A 17486-nucleotide genomic window follows, 5' to 3' on the forward strand; every position below is an offset into this window, starting at 1 on the left:
GTAGGGTAGGTCGCGCGGTCGCACCCTTGAACCCCCGATCTCGAGGCATAAGGCACGACCGCGCGAAGGCGGGCACCCTGCCCACCGCAGCGAGCCTCAGGCCCCGACGGCGCGCAGGTGCCCCAGCACCTCGGCGTGGGCGGTCGGGGTGCCCACGAGGAGCGAGCCGGCGCGGCGCACGTCGAAGGGCGCCCCGTCCATCCGGGTCAGGACCGCGCCGGTCTCGGTGCACAGCAGCGCACCGGCCGCGACGTCCCAGGGCTGGAGCCGCGGCTGGGCGTAGACGACCGCGCCGCCCGCGGCCACCTCCGCCATCTCCAGGGCGGCCGCCCCGTAGCAGCGCATGCCGCGCGAGGCCTCGATGGCCTGGCCGATGCCCGCGTCCTGCGTGAGCTGGTAGTGGGCGATGAGCATGCCCTCGCTCAAGGGCAGGTCCTCCAGCCGCTCCAGGGCCCGCGGCGCCGCGTCGTCGGTGCCCGCCGACCCCGCCAGAAGCGGCTGCACCCATGCGCCCCGCCCGCGGATGGCCGTGTAGAGCCGGCCCGCCACGGGGTCGGCGAGGACGGCGAGCGTGGGCACGCCGTCGTCGACCAGGGCCAGGGAGATGGCCCAGTCGCGGTGGGTGGCCACGTAGTTGAGGGTCCCGTCGATGGGGTCGAGCACCCAGGCCCGCCCGCGGTAGGTCTCGAAGTCCTCGACACGGTGCGCCTCCTCACCGTGGATGGGCATGCCCGTGGCCTCCAGGTGGCCGGCGATGCGCTCCTCGACGCCGCGATCGACCTGGGTGACCAGGTCGTTGCGGTGGGCCTTGGCCTCGATGCGCAGCTCCTCACCCGGGTCCAGGGCGAAGGCGGCCGCCTGGCGGACCGCAGCCACCCCGCGGGCGAGCAGCTCCTCCAGGCAGGCCGACGACGTCGGCCCGTCCGACGGCTCCGGTGTCACTGACCCACTACCGGCACTCACGACTGGAGCTCCTGCTGCCTGGCGAGCCGGCTGCTGTGGACGAGCCAGGCCACGCCCAGCACCACCAGCCACAGGGGCGAGGCGAAGACCGCGATGCGAGTGTCGTGGGCCTGAGTGAGGGTCCAGATGACGAAGGCGAAGAAGGCCAGGCACAGCCAGGCCGCCCCGCGCTCACCGGGCAGGCGGAAGGTGCTGGCGCGGTGAAGCTCGGGCCGCAGGGTGAGGAACCGCAGGTAGCTCACGACAATGACGCACCACACGAGGATGAACAGGACGCTGGCCACCGTGGTCACCGTCGTGAAGGCCGCGATGATGGACTTGGAGGTGTAGAGCAGCGGGATCGAGGTGAGCAGGCTGGCGCAGGTGATGGCCAGGGACACCCCCGGCACCGAACGGGCCGTCAGCTTGCGGAAGACGTGAGGGGCGTTGTCCGCCCAGGACAGGCCGAAGAGCATCCGGGAGGTGGAGTAGACCCCGGAGTTGGCCGACGACGCCGCGGCCGTAAGCACCACGAAGTTGACGACGCTGGCCGCCACGCCGAGCCCCGCCAGGGCGAACATGGCCACGAAGGGGCTTGCCTCGGGGTTGATCTCCTGCCACGGGGTGACGGCCATGATGGCCGCGAGCGCCCCCAGGTAGAACAGGACGATGCGCACCGGGATGGCGTTGATGGCCCGGGGCAGGGTGACCTCCGGGTCCTTGGCCTCGGCGGCCGCGGTCCCCACGAGCTCGGTGCCCACGAAGGCGAAGATGGCGATCTGGAAGGCCCCGAAGAACCCGCTCAGACCGTTGGGGAAGAGCCCGCCGCTCCAGATGTTGGAGAACTGGGCGTGGGCGCCGTTGGGCGCCGTGAACCCGCGCAGCACCATGAGGACACCGACGACGACGAGCGCCATGATGGCCACGATCTTGATGATGGAGAACCAGAACTCGATCTCCCCGAAGGCCTTGACGGTGGCGAGGTTGAGGCCGAACAGCAGGACCACGGTCACCACTGGCGTGATCCACAGAGGCAGGTGTGGCCACCAGTACCTCACGTAGCCGGTGATGACGATGACCTCGGCCACGGCCGTCACCAGCCAGCACACGTAGTAGGTCCAGCCCACGAAGAAGCCCGCCCACGGCCCGATGAGGTCGTGGGCGACGTCGGCGAAGGACTTGTAGGACAGGTTGGACAGCAGCACCTCGCCCAGGGCCCGCATGACCAGGAAGAGGATGGCGCCGATGACCGCGTAGACGAGGAACACACCGGGGCCGGCCAGGGAGATCGTCTTCCCCGACCCCATGAACAGCCCGGTTCCGATGGCCCCGCCGATGGCGATGAGCTGGACGTGGCGGTTGGTGAGGTGGCGCTGGAGCTGGGGCTCGGCGTCGTGGTCCACCATCTGGTCGAGGTCAGGCCGCTGAGGCGGCGAGAACTCGGCCGCCGAGGTGGAATCGGCGGGCGGCGGCGTGAGGGGCATCTCGTCTCCTGATCGTGGGTGACGCCACGAGCCTAGCGCTACCAGGTTCATCCCCGATTCACACGGGTAGGCTCGGCGCCGTGAACCTCAAGGAGCAGATCCGCCACTCGATTCCGGCTGCGATCGTCGTCGTCATCGGCGCCTGGGTGATGATCTACTACTCGATCGTCCAGTGGGAGACGATGAAGCCGGTGCCCAGCTGGGACCTGGCGATCTTCTCCGAGCTGGCCAAGGCCTACGCCCACTTCCAGACCCCGATCGTGCCGGTCAAGGGTGACGGATACAACCTCCTGGGTGACCACTTCCACCCGATCCTCATTCTGCTGGGGCCGATCTGGAGGCTCTTCCCCACGCCCCTGAGCCTGCTCATCACTCAGGACCTGCTGCTGGCGTTGTCGGCCTGGCCGCTGACCCGCCTGGCCAGCCGCCTGACGAATCAGTGGGTGGCCGGTGGGTTGGGGCTCGTCTACGTCCTGTCCTGGGGGATGCAGGGGGCGGTGGCGGCGCAGTTCCACGAGATCGCCTTCGCGATGCCGCTGCTGGCCTACGCCTCGGTGGCCTTCGTGGAGCGGCGCTGGGGGGCGGTGACGGCCTGGTCGGCACCCCTGGTTCTGGTCAAGGAGGACATGGGGCTGACGGTGCTCATGATCGGAGTAGCCGTCATCCTCACCTCGGCGGTCCCGGCCTGGTACCGCACGTGCACGGTCATCCGGCCCGGTGGCCGTGGGGCCGACGGTCTCGACGCCGCTGGGGATGCTGCTGGAAACGCTCCCAAGGACGATGCCGCCCGCAACCGGCGTCGGGGACTGCGCCTGGGCGTGGGCATGATCGTCGGCGGGATCGCGGCCTTCCTCTTCGCGATCCAGGTGTTCCTGCCGGCCTTCAACATCAACGGGGTGTGGGACTACGGCCTGAGCTCGCAGGACCAGCCCACCTCACCCGACGCCCTGACCCACAAGGCCATGGTGGTCGTCATGCTGATCCTCACCAGCGGGGTCGTCGGGGTCACCTCGCCGTGGCTGCTCGTGGTGCTGCCGACGCTGGCGTGGCGGTTCCTGGGGTCGGTGGAGTTCTACTGGGTGTGGGACAACTGGCACTACAACGCCACCCTCATGCCCATCGCGCTGGGGGCGCTGCTCGACGTCGTCGCTCGGCGCCGGGCGCACGGCTCCTACGTGGCCGACCACCCCGTCAGGCAGGTGGGGGTCGATGGCCGAGCGGTCATGGAGCGCTCCGCCCGGGCCACCCTGGCCTCCGGGGAGGCAGGCACCGCCGGCGAGTCCGACGTCGACAGCCCACGCCGGCGCCCGACCGCCTTCCCCACCTGGCTCACGGTGCCGATGCGGCACCGCTTCGTGGTGGCCACGAGCATCCTCACCGCTGTGGCCACCGGGGTGCTGACCGCCCCCTACCTCCCGCTGTGGCAGGCCACCAACAAGAACTTCGACCCGCTCGCCGCCGAGGCCAAGCAGAGCGACGAGGCGAAGAGAACCGAGACTCATCGGGTGGCCGTCGCCCACGAGGTCATCGCCACGATCCCCGAGGGGGCCACGGTGGTCACCGACCTGTCGCTCCTGGCCTACCTGGTGCCCCGGGCCGAGGTCTCCTGGGCGGGCACGAGCGGCCCCGACAAGGAGTACATCGTCATGACCCCGACCAGCGCCAACCAGTGGGGCAGTAGCGATGCCGCCGCCTGGGGCAAGAAGCACTCCAAGCAGGGGGCCACCTACACCCTCATCTACAACAAGGACAACTACCAGATCGCCAAGCGCGATGGCTGAGGCCGACCCCGGCGCCGATGCCGGAACCCGCGGCACCTCCGAGGCCGGGGGAGATTCCGCGCCGGGGGGCGTCGCCCGCCCGGGGGCTGAGCCGGGGACTGAGCCAGCCCCGGCCATGGCTGCGTCCTCCTCGGCAGAAAACTCCCCACCGGCAGCTGTATCCCCCTCGGGACCCGCCGCAGGCACCCCACCACCGCTCGGCTCCCCACCGGCAGCCGGGCAGGCCTCATCCGAGGCCACCTCCCTCGCCCCGTCCGTAGCCACCTCCCCCTCAGCGGCCGGGCGGGCCCCATCCGTGACCGCCTCCCTCGCCCTGGTCGCCGCGGGCGGATGCGCGGGCACGCTGGTGCGCGCTGCCCTGGAGCGGGCCTGGCCCGCCTCCCCCGGGCACCTGCCGGTCACGACCCTGGCCCTCAACATCGTCGGGGCCCTCGCCCTGGGGCTGCTGCTGGGGGCGCTCGGCGAAAGCCACCCCCGCCTGCGACTGGCCCTGGGCACAGGGGTCCTGGGCGGGCTGACAACGCACTCGACCTTCATCCTGGAGAGCCACCGGCTCCTGACCCCCGGTGGGGGCAGCGGCCACCCGGTCCTCGGCACCGCCTACCTGGTGGGGTCGATGGTGGCCGGGCTGGTGGCGGCCAGCCTCGGGCTGTGGCTGGCCGACCGTCTGCGCCGCCCGGGCGGCGCGGGCAGTGCGGGCCGAACGGGCAGCTGCCCTCTCCCGGAGGTGTCATGAGCGGGGCCGCCGCCGGGCTGGGGACCTGGCTCGCCGACTGGCTCCCCCTGGCACTGGCCGGCGGGATGGGGGCGGCCTGCCGCTGGGGCGTGGACACCTCCATCAGCCACCTCAGCAGCCGAGTCGCCCGAGAGGCTGCGGCGGGAGGCCAGCAGCAGCGGCGTCGTTCCGGGGTGCGGGCGCCCTGCATGTCGCGGATGCTGCGGATACCGTGGGGCACGGTCGTCGTCAACGTGACCGCCTGCCTCCTCATGGGCCTGCTCGTGGGCTGGACGGCAGACCCGCCGCACTCCGGGACCTGGGCCACCACCGCGCTCACCGTCCTGGGGACCGGCTTCCTGGGCGGGTACTCGACCTTCTCCACGGCCTGTGTCGAGGGGGCGCGCCTGCTGCTGGCCGGGCGGTGGGGGCCGGCCCTGGCGCACGCGACCCTCATGACGGCGGCGACGCTGGGCGCCGTCGGACTCGGGCTGGCTGCCGGCGCAGCCCTGCGTTAGACCGCCGCCGGGCGGGGACCCCACCTCACTTCGACCAAAACTTCATAAACGACGCGGCTCCGGGTCGATGATGAAGATTCGGTCGAAGTGTGTGGGTCGGGGGATACGCGACGGCGCTTCCGGGGCCGATGATTTTCGGTGACATTCGTGAGCGTGCCGTAAGCGGCTCGTGAGCGCCCCGTGAGGTTGGCGGGCCTGCCGAGATCGGCCTGAGACGGCTGTGACGAACTGTGCTCTCATCAGCCATATCAGGCGTATTGCGGGGCCTGTCTCCTCTGACAGACTCGCTGCCATGAGTGTTCAGCCGCCTTCTTCGACGCCGACGCAGTCGAGGACCAACCGCGCCACGGTCATCACCCTCGTGGTCATCGCCGTCATCCTGGCCGTCCTCGCCGCAGTGCTGCTGCAGAACGTCGCCTCCCGGCGCCATCAAGCCGCCGCCGCCAGCCAGGCGCCCGCCTCCTCCTCCGATTCGGCGGCCGCGGTCCCCGAGCCCGAGCCGGCCCCGCCGGTCGCCGACCAGCAGACCCTCGAGCTCATCCACTCCGAGATCCACCGCGACCCGGCCGACGGCCAGGCCAAGGGCAAGGTCGACGCGCCGGTCGTCATGGTCATCTACTCCGACTTCGCCTGCCCCTTCTGCACCCAGTTCGCCCGGAATGTCGAGCCCGAGCTGAACAAGCTGGTGAAGGAGGGTACGCTGCGCATCGAGTGGCGCGACCTGGCCCAGATCAGCGAGACCTCGCCCCTGGCCGCCCAGGCCGGGCGGGCCGCCGCCAAGCAGGGAAAGTTCTGGGAGTTCCACGACGCCGTCTACGCCGCCGCCGACCCCAAGGGCCACCCGGCCTACACCGAGGACTCCCTGGTCGACTTCGCCAAGAAGGCCGGGGTGGCGGACCTGTCGAAGTTCCGCACCGACATGACTGCCGCCGAGACCGTCAAGGCCGTCTCCGAGTCCACCAACCACGTCCACTCCATCGGCATTCAGGGAACCCCGTTCATGATCGTGGGCGAGACCTACATCAACGGGTACAAGGACGCCGACTACATGACGGCCGTCGTCAAGAGCCAGGCCGCCAAGGCCAAGGAGGCCAAGGGGGCCCAGGGCGCTACCGGGACCGCGAGCCCGACGAGCCCCGCGGCACCGGCGTCGGCGCACTGACCGCCGCGCAGCGGAGCGCCGACGGCGCCCCTCGGCGCCCGCGCGCCCGCCCCACCCCGGAGCTTCTCCCCCGACTCGCCCCACGGGCGGGCCGGGGGACGCTATTCTTCCACCACTTATCCCATTGATCGTCTGACGAGCAACGACGCAAGCAGCGACGTCAGCAACGGTCGTTTCACCAAGGAGCGCGAGCATGGCACTGAGCATCGGAGTGGATGTCGGCGGAACGAAGATCGCGGCCGGCGTCGTCGACGACGAGGGGAAGGTTCTTCAGACGATTCGGCGCGACTCCCCCGCCTTCAGCCGCCAGGCGATCATTGACACGATCACGATGGTGGTGCGTCGGCTGCGGGAGGACTTCCCCGACGTGGCCACCGTGGGCATCGGGGCCGCGGGCTTCGTGTCCTCCGACCGCAACACAATGGCGCACGGCACCAACCTGGACTGGACCGGGATGCGGATCGGCGACGTCGTCTCCGAGGGCGTGGGCCTGCCCGTCGTCGTCGAGAACGACGCCAATGCCTTCGGGTGGGCCGAGGCCCGTTTCGGAGCGGCCCGCGGCAAGCGCAACGCTCTCATCGTGGCCATCGGCACCGGCGTGGGCGGGGCCATCATCGTCGACGGCCACCTCCTGCGCGGGGCGGCCGGATTCGGCGGGGAGATCGGGCACCTCAACGTCGTTCCCGGCGGCCGCCCCTGCGGGTGCGGCCTGCGCGGGTGCCTGGAGCGCTACAGCGCCGGCACGGCCCTGGGCATCAACGCCTGGGAGCTGGCGCAGTTCCGACCCGACTACGCGGCCCGCATCATCGAGCTCTCCGGCGGCAACCCGGAGCACATCTCCGGCAAGGCCGTCACCGCCGCGGCCCGCGAGGGGGACCCGGCGGCCCTGGAGTGCTACGAGCAGCTCACCCACTGGTTGGGGGTGGGGCTGGCGGACATGTGCGCGCTGCTGGACCCCGAGGTCGTGGTCATCGCCGGCGGCCTGGCCGAGGCCGGTGACATCCTGCTCGCCCCCGCGCGCAAGGCCTTCGCCGAGAACCTCACGGCCGGTACCCACCGCCCCACCATCCCGGTGGTCCTGGCCGAGGGCGGCCAGGAGGCCGGGCTCGTCGGCGCCGCGGACCTGGCCCGCCAGCCCTGAACCACCCGGGCACCATCCTCGGGTCGGCCTGGAAACCATCAGCCATCCAGGCTCTTACGGGAACCTTGCGAGATGACGCGGCGTCAGCGTGCGCTATTGCACCGACCCTCCTATTGTTAGGTATGCCTTACCTCGGTTAGCGTCAGCCTGTTCGACCGATCTCTCCTGATCGGCTCTACCAGAGAAGAGGCCTCGTGACCGTCTCACGCAAGTCATTCATCCTTGGCACCGCGTCCCTGTCCACTACCACTCTCCTGGCGGCCTGCGGCCGCTCCAAGAGCGCATCGTCCACCACCTCCGGCAAGACCATTTCGATCGAGCACATCTACGGCACCACCGAGGTTCCCGCAGACGCCACCAAGGTCGCCACCGTTGCCTGGGCCAACCAGGACGTCCTCCTGGCGCTGGGCATCATGCCGCTGGGCTTCTCCAAGCAGACCTGGGGAGTGACCGACGGCTCCGGCATGCTGCCCTGGACCAAGGAGAAGGTCGACGAGCTGACCGCTAACGGTGCCGCCCAACCCAAGCTCTTCGACGACGACGGTGGCGTCAAGATCAACCCCCAAGCCGTTAACGCCACCAAGCCCGAGGTCATCCTGGCCGTCTACTCCGGCATGTCCAAGGAGGAGTACGAGACGCTGAGCAAGATCGCCCCCACCGTGGCCTACCCGAAGGTCGCCTGGGGCACACCCTGGCGCGAGACTATCGCGATCAACGCCACAGCCGTCGGCAAGAAGACCGAGGGCGACACGCTTGTGGCCGACCTGGAGAAGCAGGTGGCCGATGCCGTCGCCAAGCACCCGCAGATCAAGGGCAAGGCCGCTGCCTTCTGCTACACCGCCGAAGGCGATGCGACCAAGTTCGGCTACTACACCACCGCCGACCCTCGTACCGCCTTCCTGTCCGATCTGGGGATGAAGGTGCCGGCCTCTGTAGAGAAGGCCTCCAAGGAGAACGCCTCGGCCTTCAATGTGGACATCTCCACCGAGAACGCGGACTCGCTCAACGACTTCGACCTCATCGTCATGTACGGCACCGAGTCCGACCTGGCCGCTATGCAGGCCAACAGCCTCCTGAGCCAGGTGCGCGCCATCAAGAACGGCGCAGTCGCCTTCGTGGGCAATAGCGATCCGATGGCTGCCTCCACCAACCCCGGACCGCTGTCGATCCCGTGGGGCATCGAGAAGTACGTGGGGCTCATCGCCACCGCGGCGGGCAAGGTGAAGTGAGTACCAGGGCCCGGTGAGTACCTCAACAGCGACAACCGATCCAAGCACTGGCGTTGGTAGGCAGCTGCGCCGGTGCCTGGCCGCCCTGATCCTTCTGACGGCGCTCGCCGTCACCGCTGCCCTGTGCTCAATCGCCTTCGGCACTCGGGTCGTGGGGATTGGGGAGATCGTCGGAGGCCTGTCCGGCTCGCGCACCGACATCGGCGCGCTGGTGGTCGCCGAGCGCGTGCCGCGCACCGTCGTCGCCCTCGTGGCAGGGGCGGCCCTCGGGGTCTCGGGCGCCCTCATGCAGGCGGTGACCCGCAACCCCATCGCCGACCCCGGGATCCTCGGTGTCAACACTGGCGCCTCGCTAGCCATCCTCATCGGCGTCGCCTTCCTCGGCATCTCGGGGGCTTCCCAGTACCTGTGGTTCGCCCTCATCGGGGCGACCCTGACGGCCGTGTTTGTCTACGCCATCGGCTCCCTGGGGCCGGGCGGTCCGACGCCGGTCAAGCTCGCCCTAGCAGGTGTGGCCACAAGCGCCGCCCTGTCCTGCACCATCAGCGCCGTCATGCTTCCGCGCGCTCAGGGCCTCGACGACTACCGCTTCTGGCAGATGGGTTCCCTGGGGCGCGGCAACTGGAGCTCCCTGACGACGATCGCCCCCTTCCTGGCCGTGGCTACCGTCCTGGCGCTTCTGGTCGCAGGCCCTCTCAACTCACTGGCGCTGGGCGAGGAGATGGCCATCGGGCTGGGCGTCAACGTCACCCGTACGCGCCTGGCGGCGGCGAGCGCCGGCGTGCTCCTGTGCTCGGCCGTGACAGCCGTCATCGGTCCCATCGGGTTCATCGGGCTCATGGTCCCTCACGCGGTGCGTATGCTCTGCGGCCCCGACCACCGCTGGCTGCTGCCGCTGTCCGCCCTGTGCGGGGCGGACCTGCTGACGCTGTCCGACGTCGTCGGGCGGATCGTCTCCCGTCCCTCGGCCGCTTTGCCGGTAGCGATGGTGACCGCCTTCATCGGCGCCCCCATCCTCATCATGATCGTCCGTGGAACGAAGGTGCGCGAGCTATGAGCACCCCGAGCATCACCAGTGACGCCGCCAGCACCAGCAGCGCACCCAGCACCCTGCAGCCGGGCTTCTCCATCGCCGGTCACCGACACCGCACCCTCCGCTTTGCAGCCGTCACCATCGCACTGGCTCTGACAGCCGCAGCGCTGTGGGTGGCCATGATCCTGGTCGGCGAGACCTGGTACAGCCCGGATGAGGTGCTTGCGGTGCTCTCCGGCGACATCGTGCCGGGAGCCTCCTTCGACGTCGGAGAGATCCGACTGCCCCGGGCGATCATCGGGCTGCTGGCCGGGATGGCCTTCGGAATGGCCGGAACGACATCCCAGACAATGCTGCGGAACCAGTTGGCCAGCCCCGACATCATCGGCATCACCTCGGGCGCCTCGGCCTCGGCGGTCTTCGCCATCCTGGTGCTGGGCTGGTCACCCTCCAGCATCGGCGTCAACATCCTGGCCATCACCTGCGGTCTGGGCACCGCGCTCACCATCTTCCTACTGTCCGGTCAGGGGCGCTCCCAGGGCGGGCGGCTCATTCTTATCGGCATCGGCGTGTCAGCGATGTTCACCTCCCTCATCTCCTATCTCCAGCTTCAGGGCAACGTGTACAAGGCTATCGAGGCGATGCGCTGGCTGAGCGGCTCACTAGACTCGGTCAGCTGGAACCAGGTGCCGGTGCTGGCTGCGGCGATGGCGGTGTGCGGGGCACTGCTGCTCGTCATCGGCCGTGACCTGGGGCCTCTGACCCTGGGTGAGGAGACCGCTACCGGACTGGGCGTTCCCGTGGACCGGGCCCGCCTGGCGCTGGTCATCACAATGGTGGCGCTATCGGCCTTCGCCACGGCGGCCACCGGCCCCATCGCCTTCGTCTCCTTCCTGGCCGGGCCAATGGCGGCCAGGCTCATCGGGCAGACCGACCGCAGCCTGTTGGTGCCAGCGGCACTCATGGGCGCGGTCATCGTGCAGGGATGCGATCTGGTAGCCCAGTGCTTTCTGTCCGCCGCACTGCCCGTGGGCGTGGTCACTGGCCTCATGGGCGCCCCTTACCTCATCAGCCAGCTCATCCGCATCAACAGACAGGGCGCCTCGGCATGACCTCCTCTGCGACCTCCTCCCCCTCCCCGGTCCCCGAGCTCGCCACACGGGGCCTGCGTTCCGGATACGGTCGGCACATCGTCGTCGACGGTGTGGACGTGACAATCCCCAGCGGCAGAATCACCGTCATCGTGGGGGCCAACGCCTGCGGGAAGTCGACGCTGCTCAAGACCATGGCCCGGATCCTGGCACCGACTGCGGGCCAGGTCCTGCTCGACGAGACCCCCATCGGCCAGATCCCCACCCGGAGACTGGCGACCCGGCTGGGCCTGCTGCCCCAGCAGCCGATCGCCCCCGAGGGGATCGCGGTGGCCGACCTCGTGGGACGCGGGCGCCACCCGCACCAGTCCATGTTCCGCTCCACGGGCGCCGAGGACCGCCGGATCGTTGAGGAGTCGCTGCTGGCCACCCGGACCGCCGAGCTGGCCGACCGCTCCATCGACGAGCTCTCCGGCGGTCAGCGCCAGCGGGTGTGGATCGCTATGGCGCTGGCTCAGCGCACGCCGGTGCTGCTGCTGGACGAGCCCACGACCTTCCTGGACCTCACCCACCAGGTGGAGGTCCTCGACCTGCTCACTGACCTCAACCGGGAGCGCGGCACCACCGTGGTCATGGTGCTGCACGACATCAACCTCTCGGCCCGCTACGCCGACCACATCATCGCCATGCGCGCCGGCAGGGTCGTGGCCGCAGGTCCCCCACGGGAGGTGGTTGACGCCGATCTGGTGGCCAGGGTCTTCGACCTGGACTCCGACGTCATCACCGACCCGGTCTCGGGAACGCCCCTCATCCTGCCCAAGGGCCGCCACCACGTGCGCGGTGCCGGCTCGAGCGCTGGTTCTGACACCGGAACCATAGCCGGTACCGCTAGCGTCACTCGCACTGACTGAACCGGTTCCTGATCCCAGCATCCATCGCCGCAGACACTCGCGAAGGAGATACCGAGATGAGCCCAGCCAGACCCTCCGCCTCGCCGACCTCCCCGTTCCGCTTCTTCCACGTCACGGTGGCGGCGATCCGCGACGTCACGCCCTCCATGCGGCGCTTCACCTTCATCGGCGACGAGCTGGTCCACTACGCCGACCCGGGCTGGGACCAGCGGATCAAGCTGGTGCTGCCGGCGCTGGCGTCGGGTTATGAGCGGCTGCCCGACGGCGAGGACTGGTACGGCCGCCTAATGAGGCTGCCCGAGGAGCACCGGTGCTCGATCCGCACCTACACGACCCGTTTGGTTCGCCACGACGCGTCGGACCCCGATGACGCAGCCGGGACCCGGGCCGAGGTGGATGTCGACATGGTGGTGCACGACCCGCTGGGGCCGGCCGCACGGTGGATCCTTGAGGCCGAGGTCGGTACCGAGGCGGTCCTGCTGGGACCGAACCGGCAGTGGGACGGCGACACCGGGGGCGTGGACTTCGTGCCACCGCAGGTGACCGAACGCTATCTGCTGGGCGGGGACGAGACGGCGGCACCGGCGATCGCCCGGATCCTGGAGGACCTGCCGTCGAGCGCCCGAGGAGTTGCCGTCGTCGAGATGCCCGGTGACAAGGATGCTTCCTACCTGCCCATGCATCCCGGGATCGAGGTGCGGGTGGCTGGGCGCAACGGGCGCGCACACGGTGAACTGCTCGTCGAGGGTGTGCGCCGGGCCGCCGAGGAGCTGTGCCCAGTGGGGGTGCCGCAGAAGGTTGAGGAGATCGATGTCGACCGTGAGCTGCTGTGGGACGTGCCGCGCCACGCCAAGGGCGGGGACGCGCTCAAGCGCACGACCTTGTACGCGTGGCTCGCCGGGGAGGCGGCCGCCGTGCGGACGATGCGCCGTCACCTGGTCAGCGAGCGTGGCATCGACCGGCGCTCCGTGGCCTTTATGGGCTACTGGCGCCAGGGCCGCGCCGAGGGCTGAGCCCGAGGGCTCCCGCACCGGACAGCTGAACGGCAGATCGCGTCATCGAGAACGTACTTTCTGCACGAGGACCGCGTTCTCCTCCAGATGACTGGGAGCGGACCTCAGTCGTCTGGAGGAGAAGTACGTTCTCGGATCGAAACGCAGTCGCCAATTCCCTGGGGGTGCGCCAGGCTCGCCCTGCGGCCAGCAGTGCGCCGAAGCGGAGGCCTGAGCTCAGTCCTTCGTGGCCCGGCTCGAGTCCGCGGGTGCGGGGGCCCCGACGTCGTCGCCGTCGCCCCCGATGCCGTCCCCACCACCGTCGGCGCGCGCGGCCGACTTGCCGGCCTTCTCACGCTCCTTGATGACCTCAGCGCGCTTCTCGACGACGGCCCGGCCGTAGTCGGGATCGGCCTCGCCAACGCCGTCACCGTCGAGGTCGAGCTGGTCGAGTACGCCCTGGTCGAGCTCATCGGGGTCGCGCACGGGCGAGTCGCCGGCGGACAGGAAGATCCCCACCCAGCGCGAGCGCGGGTCGGAGTCGATGAGGAGGGCCTTGACGAACAGGGTCAGCGGCACCGCCAGGATCGTCCCCAACGCACCGGTGACGGTGGACCAGAACAGCAGGCACAGGAAGGTCGTCGTCGTGTTGAGCCCCACCGCGTCCCCGGTGAACTTGGGCTGGATGAGGGACTGGATGACGAAGTTGGCCGCCACGTAGGACAGCACCACCCACAGCGCCGTCCAAGGGCCGGAGTCCACCAGCCCCAGGATCGCCGGCGGCACCACGCCCAGGACGAAGCCGATATTCGGGATGTAGTTGGTGATGAAGGAGACCACGCCCCAGGTGATGGCCATCGGCACGTTCAGGTACCACAGGGTGACCGCGTTGATGACGGCCACGATGAGACCGAAGACCGTCGAGACCATCCAGTAGGAGCGCACCGCCTCGCAGAAGGACACCAGGGCGGAGGCCATGCCCGGCTTGAGGACACCGAGGGCCGCAGTGCGGATCTCGATCTTGGCGGTGTCGAACATGAGGAAGACGACCACCATCGACATGACGCCCATCATCGCGCTGGCCGAGGTCAGCTGCCCCAGGACCGACTGAGCCACCATGACGAGCTGGGAGGTGTCCAGGACGTTGGTGACCTGCTTGAGCACCGCGGACTGGTCGACCCCCATGCCGTTGAGCTGGGTCTCGACCTGCTTCCAGATCGCCTGGAACTTGGGGGCGTACTGCGGCAGGGTGTCGACGAGCTGGGCGACGGCGACAGCCAGGGCCGCGAACAGCAGAACGACGAAGGTGAAGATGAGCGCGATCGCCGCCGTCGCCGCGACCACGCGCGGCACCCGGTGGCGCGTCATCCAGGACACCAGCGGCCGGACCGTCACCACGAGGGTCAGGGCGAAGAAGGCCGGGGCGAAGAGGTCCTGGATGAGGTAGAGCCCCACCGCGCCAATGGTCAGTGCCGCCAGGAGATAGGCGATGGTCTCCCCCTGCGTGCGCTCCCCGGGGAGGGGAACGGCGGCCTTCCGAGCTTTTTCCGACACAGCTGCCATGGGCGCATCCTCCCACGGACGGGCGGCGCGCTGCGCCCCGACGGGCCTCTGCGCGCCGTGGGAGCTCTCCCCCTGTCCGCGGTCGCGGCGACGGCCCGGTGGCCTGCAGTCCCGCCTCAGCCCACCGGCAGGACCTCGGCCAGCCAGGTGTCGACGGCGCGGTAGAAGGCCTGCGGGTCGCTGCGACGCACCTGGTGGCCGGCCCCGGGCACGAGGACCGGGGTGATGCGGGGGTTGCGGGCGGCGGCGGCCAGGCCCTCGCTGCCCACGCGGGCGCTGCCGGGCCGGTCGCCGGTGAGCAGCAGGGCGGGGACCTCGAGGGCGGCTATGGCCTCGTCCCAGGGGACCTCGGGGGCGACGACGCCGGACAGCAGCAGGCCCGGGTCGGTGCGCTGGGAGGCCCACACGCCCGGGAGGGCCTCGGCGTCGGGCATGGTCTCCAGGGCGCGGCCGACGGCGGCCGGCAGGTCGGCGACCTCGGCGGCGCGGGCCCGTTCCCGGGCGGCGCCGCGGGCCAGGAGCTCGTGCGGGCTGCGGGTGCCGAAGCGGGCCGGGTCCTCCAGGACGACGCCGCAGAGCAGGTCGGGGCGGCGGACGGCGGCCACCATGGCGGTGGCCGCACCCATCGAGTGACCGATGACGACCGGGGCTGGCGGCGTCGGCAGGCCCAGGGCGGCCCGGCCGCGCGAGGCGGCCTCCAACTCCTCCAGGACGGCGACGAGGTCCTCCACGAGGACCTCCCCGGCCCGCTCGAGCTGGGCCGACTCCCACCGCGGGGACAGGCCGTGCCCGCGGGCGTCGACCGCCACGACCCGGTAGCCGCGGCCCACCCAGTGGTCGATGGCCTCGGCCAGGGAGACCGCGGAGCCGGTGATGCCGTGGAGCAGGACCAGAGTGGGGGCGGCGTCGGGCCCCGTGACGATGCGCGCCAGTGAAGTCATGGCCCCATCCTGCCTCGTGACCGCCCCGTAGGCTGAGCCCATGAGCGAGACGAGTCAGCAGAGCACGCCAAGGATGAACGTCGAGTCCTTCAACCTGGACCACACCAAGGTGGCCGCGCCCTACGTGCGCGTGGCCGACCGCAAGGAGCTGCCCGGCGGGGACGTGCTCGTCAAGTACGACGTGCGCTTCTGCCAGCCCAACCGCGAGCACCTGGAGATGGAGGCCGTGCACTCCATCGAGCACCTGAGCGCCGAGCTCATGCGCAACCACACCGACCGGCTCATCGACTTCTCCCCCATGGGCTGCCAGACCGGCTTCTACGCCCTCATGCTGGGGGTGGAGACCGAGGAGTTCCTGCCGCTGCTGGAGGCGACCTTCCGCGACATCCTCACTGCTCAGGAGGTGCCAGCGGCCAACGAGGTCCAGTGCGGCTGGGGGGCGAACCACTCGCTGGCCGCCGCCCAGGAGGCAGTGCGCGACTTCCTCGCGGCCCGCGACGAGTGGACGCAGGTCATGGCCTGACGCAGCCGCCTGGCCCTGTCCCGCCCGGCCGGGGACACTCCCCCTCAGCCAGGGACATCCTGCGCGCCCGGGGACACTCCCTCCCAGCCGGGGACATCCTGCGCGTGCGGGGACGGGATTGCTGTCCCCGACGGCGTCGAATGCCCCTGACTGGAACAAGACGCACCCGGCCGCGCGGAATGTCCCCGTCGGCGAGAGGAGGAGCCGCCACAACCAGGCGCCACCGAGACCACAGACCACCGAGACCAGGAACAGAGGAGAGGACCGTCCTCACAGTCTGGCAACACCGGACCCGGCACAGTCATGGGGCGAGACGACGGCCGTCGCCGGGCTCCGACGTCGGGCCCGGTCCAACCCCAGCACCGACACCGGCACCGGCACCGACCGCATCCTGAATCGCACTCAGCCCCCCCCCCGCCCACCCTGTGCCCGCGCCGCGAGGCACCGAGACGAAGAGAACCTGACGCACGTGGAGAGCATCGAGACCGTCACCATCACCAACCCCGCCAACCCCATCCTCATCTGGTGGGTCATCGCTCAGCCGCTGCTGCTCCTGCTGTCCTTCCTCGTGGGGCGGCTGACGCGGTTCCTGCTGCGCGGGCGAGTCTCCGTGTCCGGCGCGGCGGCCACGCTCATCGCGCTTGTCGGCCTTTGGCTGGGGCTGCTGCTGGCGGGGTGGATCTTCGACGAGGGCGACCTGTTCTCGTTCAAGATGCTGGCGACCTCCTGCGGCGTGGCGGTCGTGGTGCTGGTGGCAACCTCCGCGGTGCTGGCGCGCATCCAGCACCATCCCACGCTGCTGCCGATCACGGAGGTCGCCCAGATGGGCGAGTCCGACCGCCTGGAGTTCAAGTCCTCAGCGCGCTGGAACCTGCGCACGGACAAGCGCGACGAGGCCATGGAGGAGATCGTGGCCAAGACGGTGGCGGCCTTCATGAACTCCGCGGGCGGCACGCTGCTGCTCGGCGTCGACGACGGCGGCAACCTCATCGGGCTCGGCCCCGACTACGCGACCCTCAAGCAGCCCGACGCCGACCGTTTCGAGCTGTGGCTGCGCGGCATGTGGCGCACACGCATGGGCACGAACGCGGCGGCACTACCGCAGGTGGACTTCGCGCCCACCCCGGACGGGACCGCGGAGGTGTGCCGGGTGACCGCGCCCCCGTCCCCGCTGCCGGTCTACCTCAAGCCGGCCAAAGGGCACGACGGAGCGGCGCTGTGGGTGCGGGTCGGCAACTCGACGCGGCGCCTGGAAGTGGACGACGCCGTCGACTACGTCATGCTGCGCTGGCCGCGGATCAACCACGTGGCCTGGCCGATCCGGCTGGGGAACTTCCTACTGCGCCGCGACCAGTCGCGCCGGGCACTGCCCATCAACCCGGCCGCGGCCGTCACCGCCGCCACGGGCTCCCGGGACGACGAGGGCGCGGGTCAGTAGGGCGTCACAGGCCGTGGCTAGC

At 70.2% G+C, this 17486-nt stretch carries 16 protein-coding genes; 12 read left to right on the forward strand and 4 right to left on the reverse strand.

All coding sequences use genetic code 11. The features are described 5' to 3' along the window. Nucleotides 1–96: 96 nt before the first annotated feature. Together HW274_RS12370 and HW274_RS12375 are read right to left on the reverse strand one after the other, a co-directional pair. Entirely contained in the window at nucleotides 97–963 is an 867-nt protein-coding gene (locus HW274_RS12370) for an inositol monophosphatase (RefSeq protein ID WP_081376180.1), read from the reverse strand. Further along, nucleotides 960–2426 carry an amino acid permease gene (locus tag HW274_RS12375; protein WP_185988907.1) on the reverse strand — a complete coding sequence of 489 codons (1467 nt, stop codon included), beginning with the start codon at nucleotides 2424–2426 and terminating at the stop codon, nucleotides 960–962. Before HW274_RS12375 ends, HW274_RS12370 begins: the two co-directional genes overlap by 4 nt. A gap of 80 nt (nucleotides 2427–2506) precedes the next feature. On the opposite strand from HW274_RS12375, the gene HW274_RS12380 reads away from it, so the two are divergent. The 10 genes from HW274_RS12380 (at nucleotide 2507) to HW274_RS12425 (ending at nucleotide 13020) form a co-directional block, all read left to right on the forward strand. Next, the gene (locus HW274_RS12380) at nucleotides 2507–4207 is read left to right on the forward strand and encodes a DUF2079 domain-containing protein (RefSeq protein WP_185988908.1); all 1701 of its coding nucleotides are present in this window, start codon (nucleotides 2507–2509) and stop codon (nucleotides 4205–4207) included. Nucleotides 4208–4502: 295 nt separating this feature from the next. Further along, entirely contained in the window at nucleotides 4503–4943 is a 441-nt protein-coding gene (locus HW274_RS12385; RefSeq protein ID WP_185988909.1) for a CrcB family protein, read from the forward strand. Continuing rightward, on the forward strand, nucleotides 4940–5440 hold the full coding sequence (locus tag HW274_RS12390; protein WP_185988910.1) for a CrcB family protein: 501 nt from the start codon (nucleotides 4940–4942) through the stop codon (nucleotides 5438–5440). The genes HW274_RS12385 and HW274_RS12390 overlap by 4 nt, the downstream gene beginning before the upstream one ends. Before the next feature lie 292 nt (nucleotides 5441–5732). Further along, entirely contained in the window at nucleotides 5733–6602 is an 870-nt protein-coding gene (locus HW274_RS12395) for a thioredoxin domain-containing protein (RefSeq protein ID WP_313902161.1), read from the forward strand. Nucleotides 6603–6795: 193 nt separating this feature from the next. Then, nucleotides 6796–7743, forward strand: a complete 948-nt coding sequence (locus HW274_RS12400) for an ROK family glucokinase (RefSeq protein WP_185988912.1) — start codon at nucleotides 6796–6798, stop codon at nucleotides 7741–7743. Between the two features lie 194 nt (nucleotides 7744–7937). Further along, complete coding sequence (locus HW274_RS12405) at nucleotides 7938–8972, forward strand: iron-siderophore ABC transporter substrate-binding protein (RefSeq protein WP_185988913.1); 1035 nt, start codon at nucleotides 7938–7940, stop codon at nucleotides 8970–8972. Nucleotides 8973–8985: 13 nt separating this feature from the next. Then, nucleotides 8986–10029 carry an iron ABC transporter permease gene (locus tag HW274_RS12410; protein ID WP_260679105.1) on the forward strand — a complete coding sequence of 348 codons (1044 nt, stop codon included), beginning with the start codon at nucleotides 8986–8988 and terminating at the stop codon, nucleotides 10027–10029. Continuing rightward, nucleotides 10026–11117, forward strand: coding sequence for an iron chelate uptake ABC transporter family permease subunit (locus HW274_RS12415; protein ID WP_185988914.1), 1092 nt, complete (start codon nucleotides 10026–10028; stop codon nucleotides 11115–11117). Before HW274_RS12410 ends, HW274_RS12415 begins: the two co-directional genes overlap by 4 nt. Then, nucleotides 11114–12007, forward strand: a complete 894-nt coding sequence (locus tag HW274_RS12420) for an ABC transporter ATP-binding protein (RefSeq protein ID WP_185988915.1) — start codon at nucleotides 11114–11116, stop codon at nucleotides 12005–12007. The genes HW274_RS12415 and HW274_RS12420 overlap by 4 nt, the downstream gene beginning before the upstream one ends. Before the next feature lie 56 nt (nucleotides 12008–12063). Further along, entirely contained in the window at nucleotides 12064–13020 is a 957-nt protein-coding gene (locus tag HW274_RS12425) for a siderophore-interacting protein (RefSeq protein ID WP_185988916.1), read from the forward strand. A gap of 216 nt (nucleotides 13021–13236) precedes the next feature. Here HW274_RS12425 and HW274_RS12430 read toward each other — a convergent pair whose 3' ends face one another. Continuing rightward, on the reverse strand, nucleotides 13237–14562 hold the full coding sequence (locus tag HW274_RS12430) for an AI-2E family transporter (protein WP_185988917.1): 1326 nt from the start codon (nucleotides 14560–14562) through the stop codon (nucleotides 13237–13239). A gap of 116 nt (nucleotides 14563–14678) precedes the next feature. Beyond that, nucleotides 14679–15503 (reverse strand): alpha/beta fold hydrolase, encoded by an 825-nt coding sequence (locus tag HW274_RS12435; protein ID WP_185988918.1) that lies wholly within the window; start codon nucleotides 15501–15503, stop codon nucleotides 14679–14681. A 40-nt stretch (nucleotides 15504–15543) separates the two neighbouring features. Here HW274_RS12435 and HW274_RS12440 point away from each other — a divergent pair, with 40 nt between their 5' ends. Both HW274_RS12440 and HW274_RS12445 read left to right on the forward strand, forming a co-directional pair. Beyond that, nucleotides 15544–16026 (forward strand): S-ribosylhomocysteine lyase, encoded by a 483-nt coding sequence (locus HW274_RS12440; protein WP_075253689.1) that lies wholly within the window; start codon nucleotides 15544–15546, stop codon nucleotides 16024–16026. A 469-nt stretch (nucleotides 16027–16495) separates the two neighbouring features. Then, a complete protein-coding gene (locus HW274_RS12445) occupies nucleotides 16496–17464 on the forward strand; it encodes a helix-turn-helix domain-containing protein (protein ID WP_075253688.1) in 969 nt (322 codons plus the stop codon). The last annotated feature ends 22 nt before the right edge of the window (nucleotides 17465–17486 follow it).

The organism is Actinomyces sp. oral taxon 169 (assembly GCF_013394715.1).
Lineage (GTDB): Bacteria > Actinomycetota > Actinomycetes > Actinomycetales > Actinomycetaceae > Actinomyces.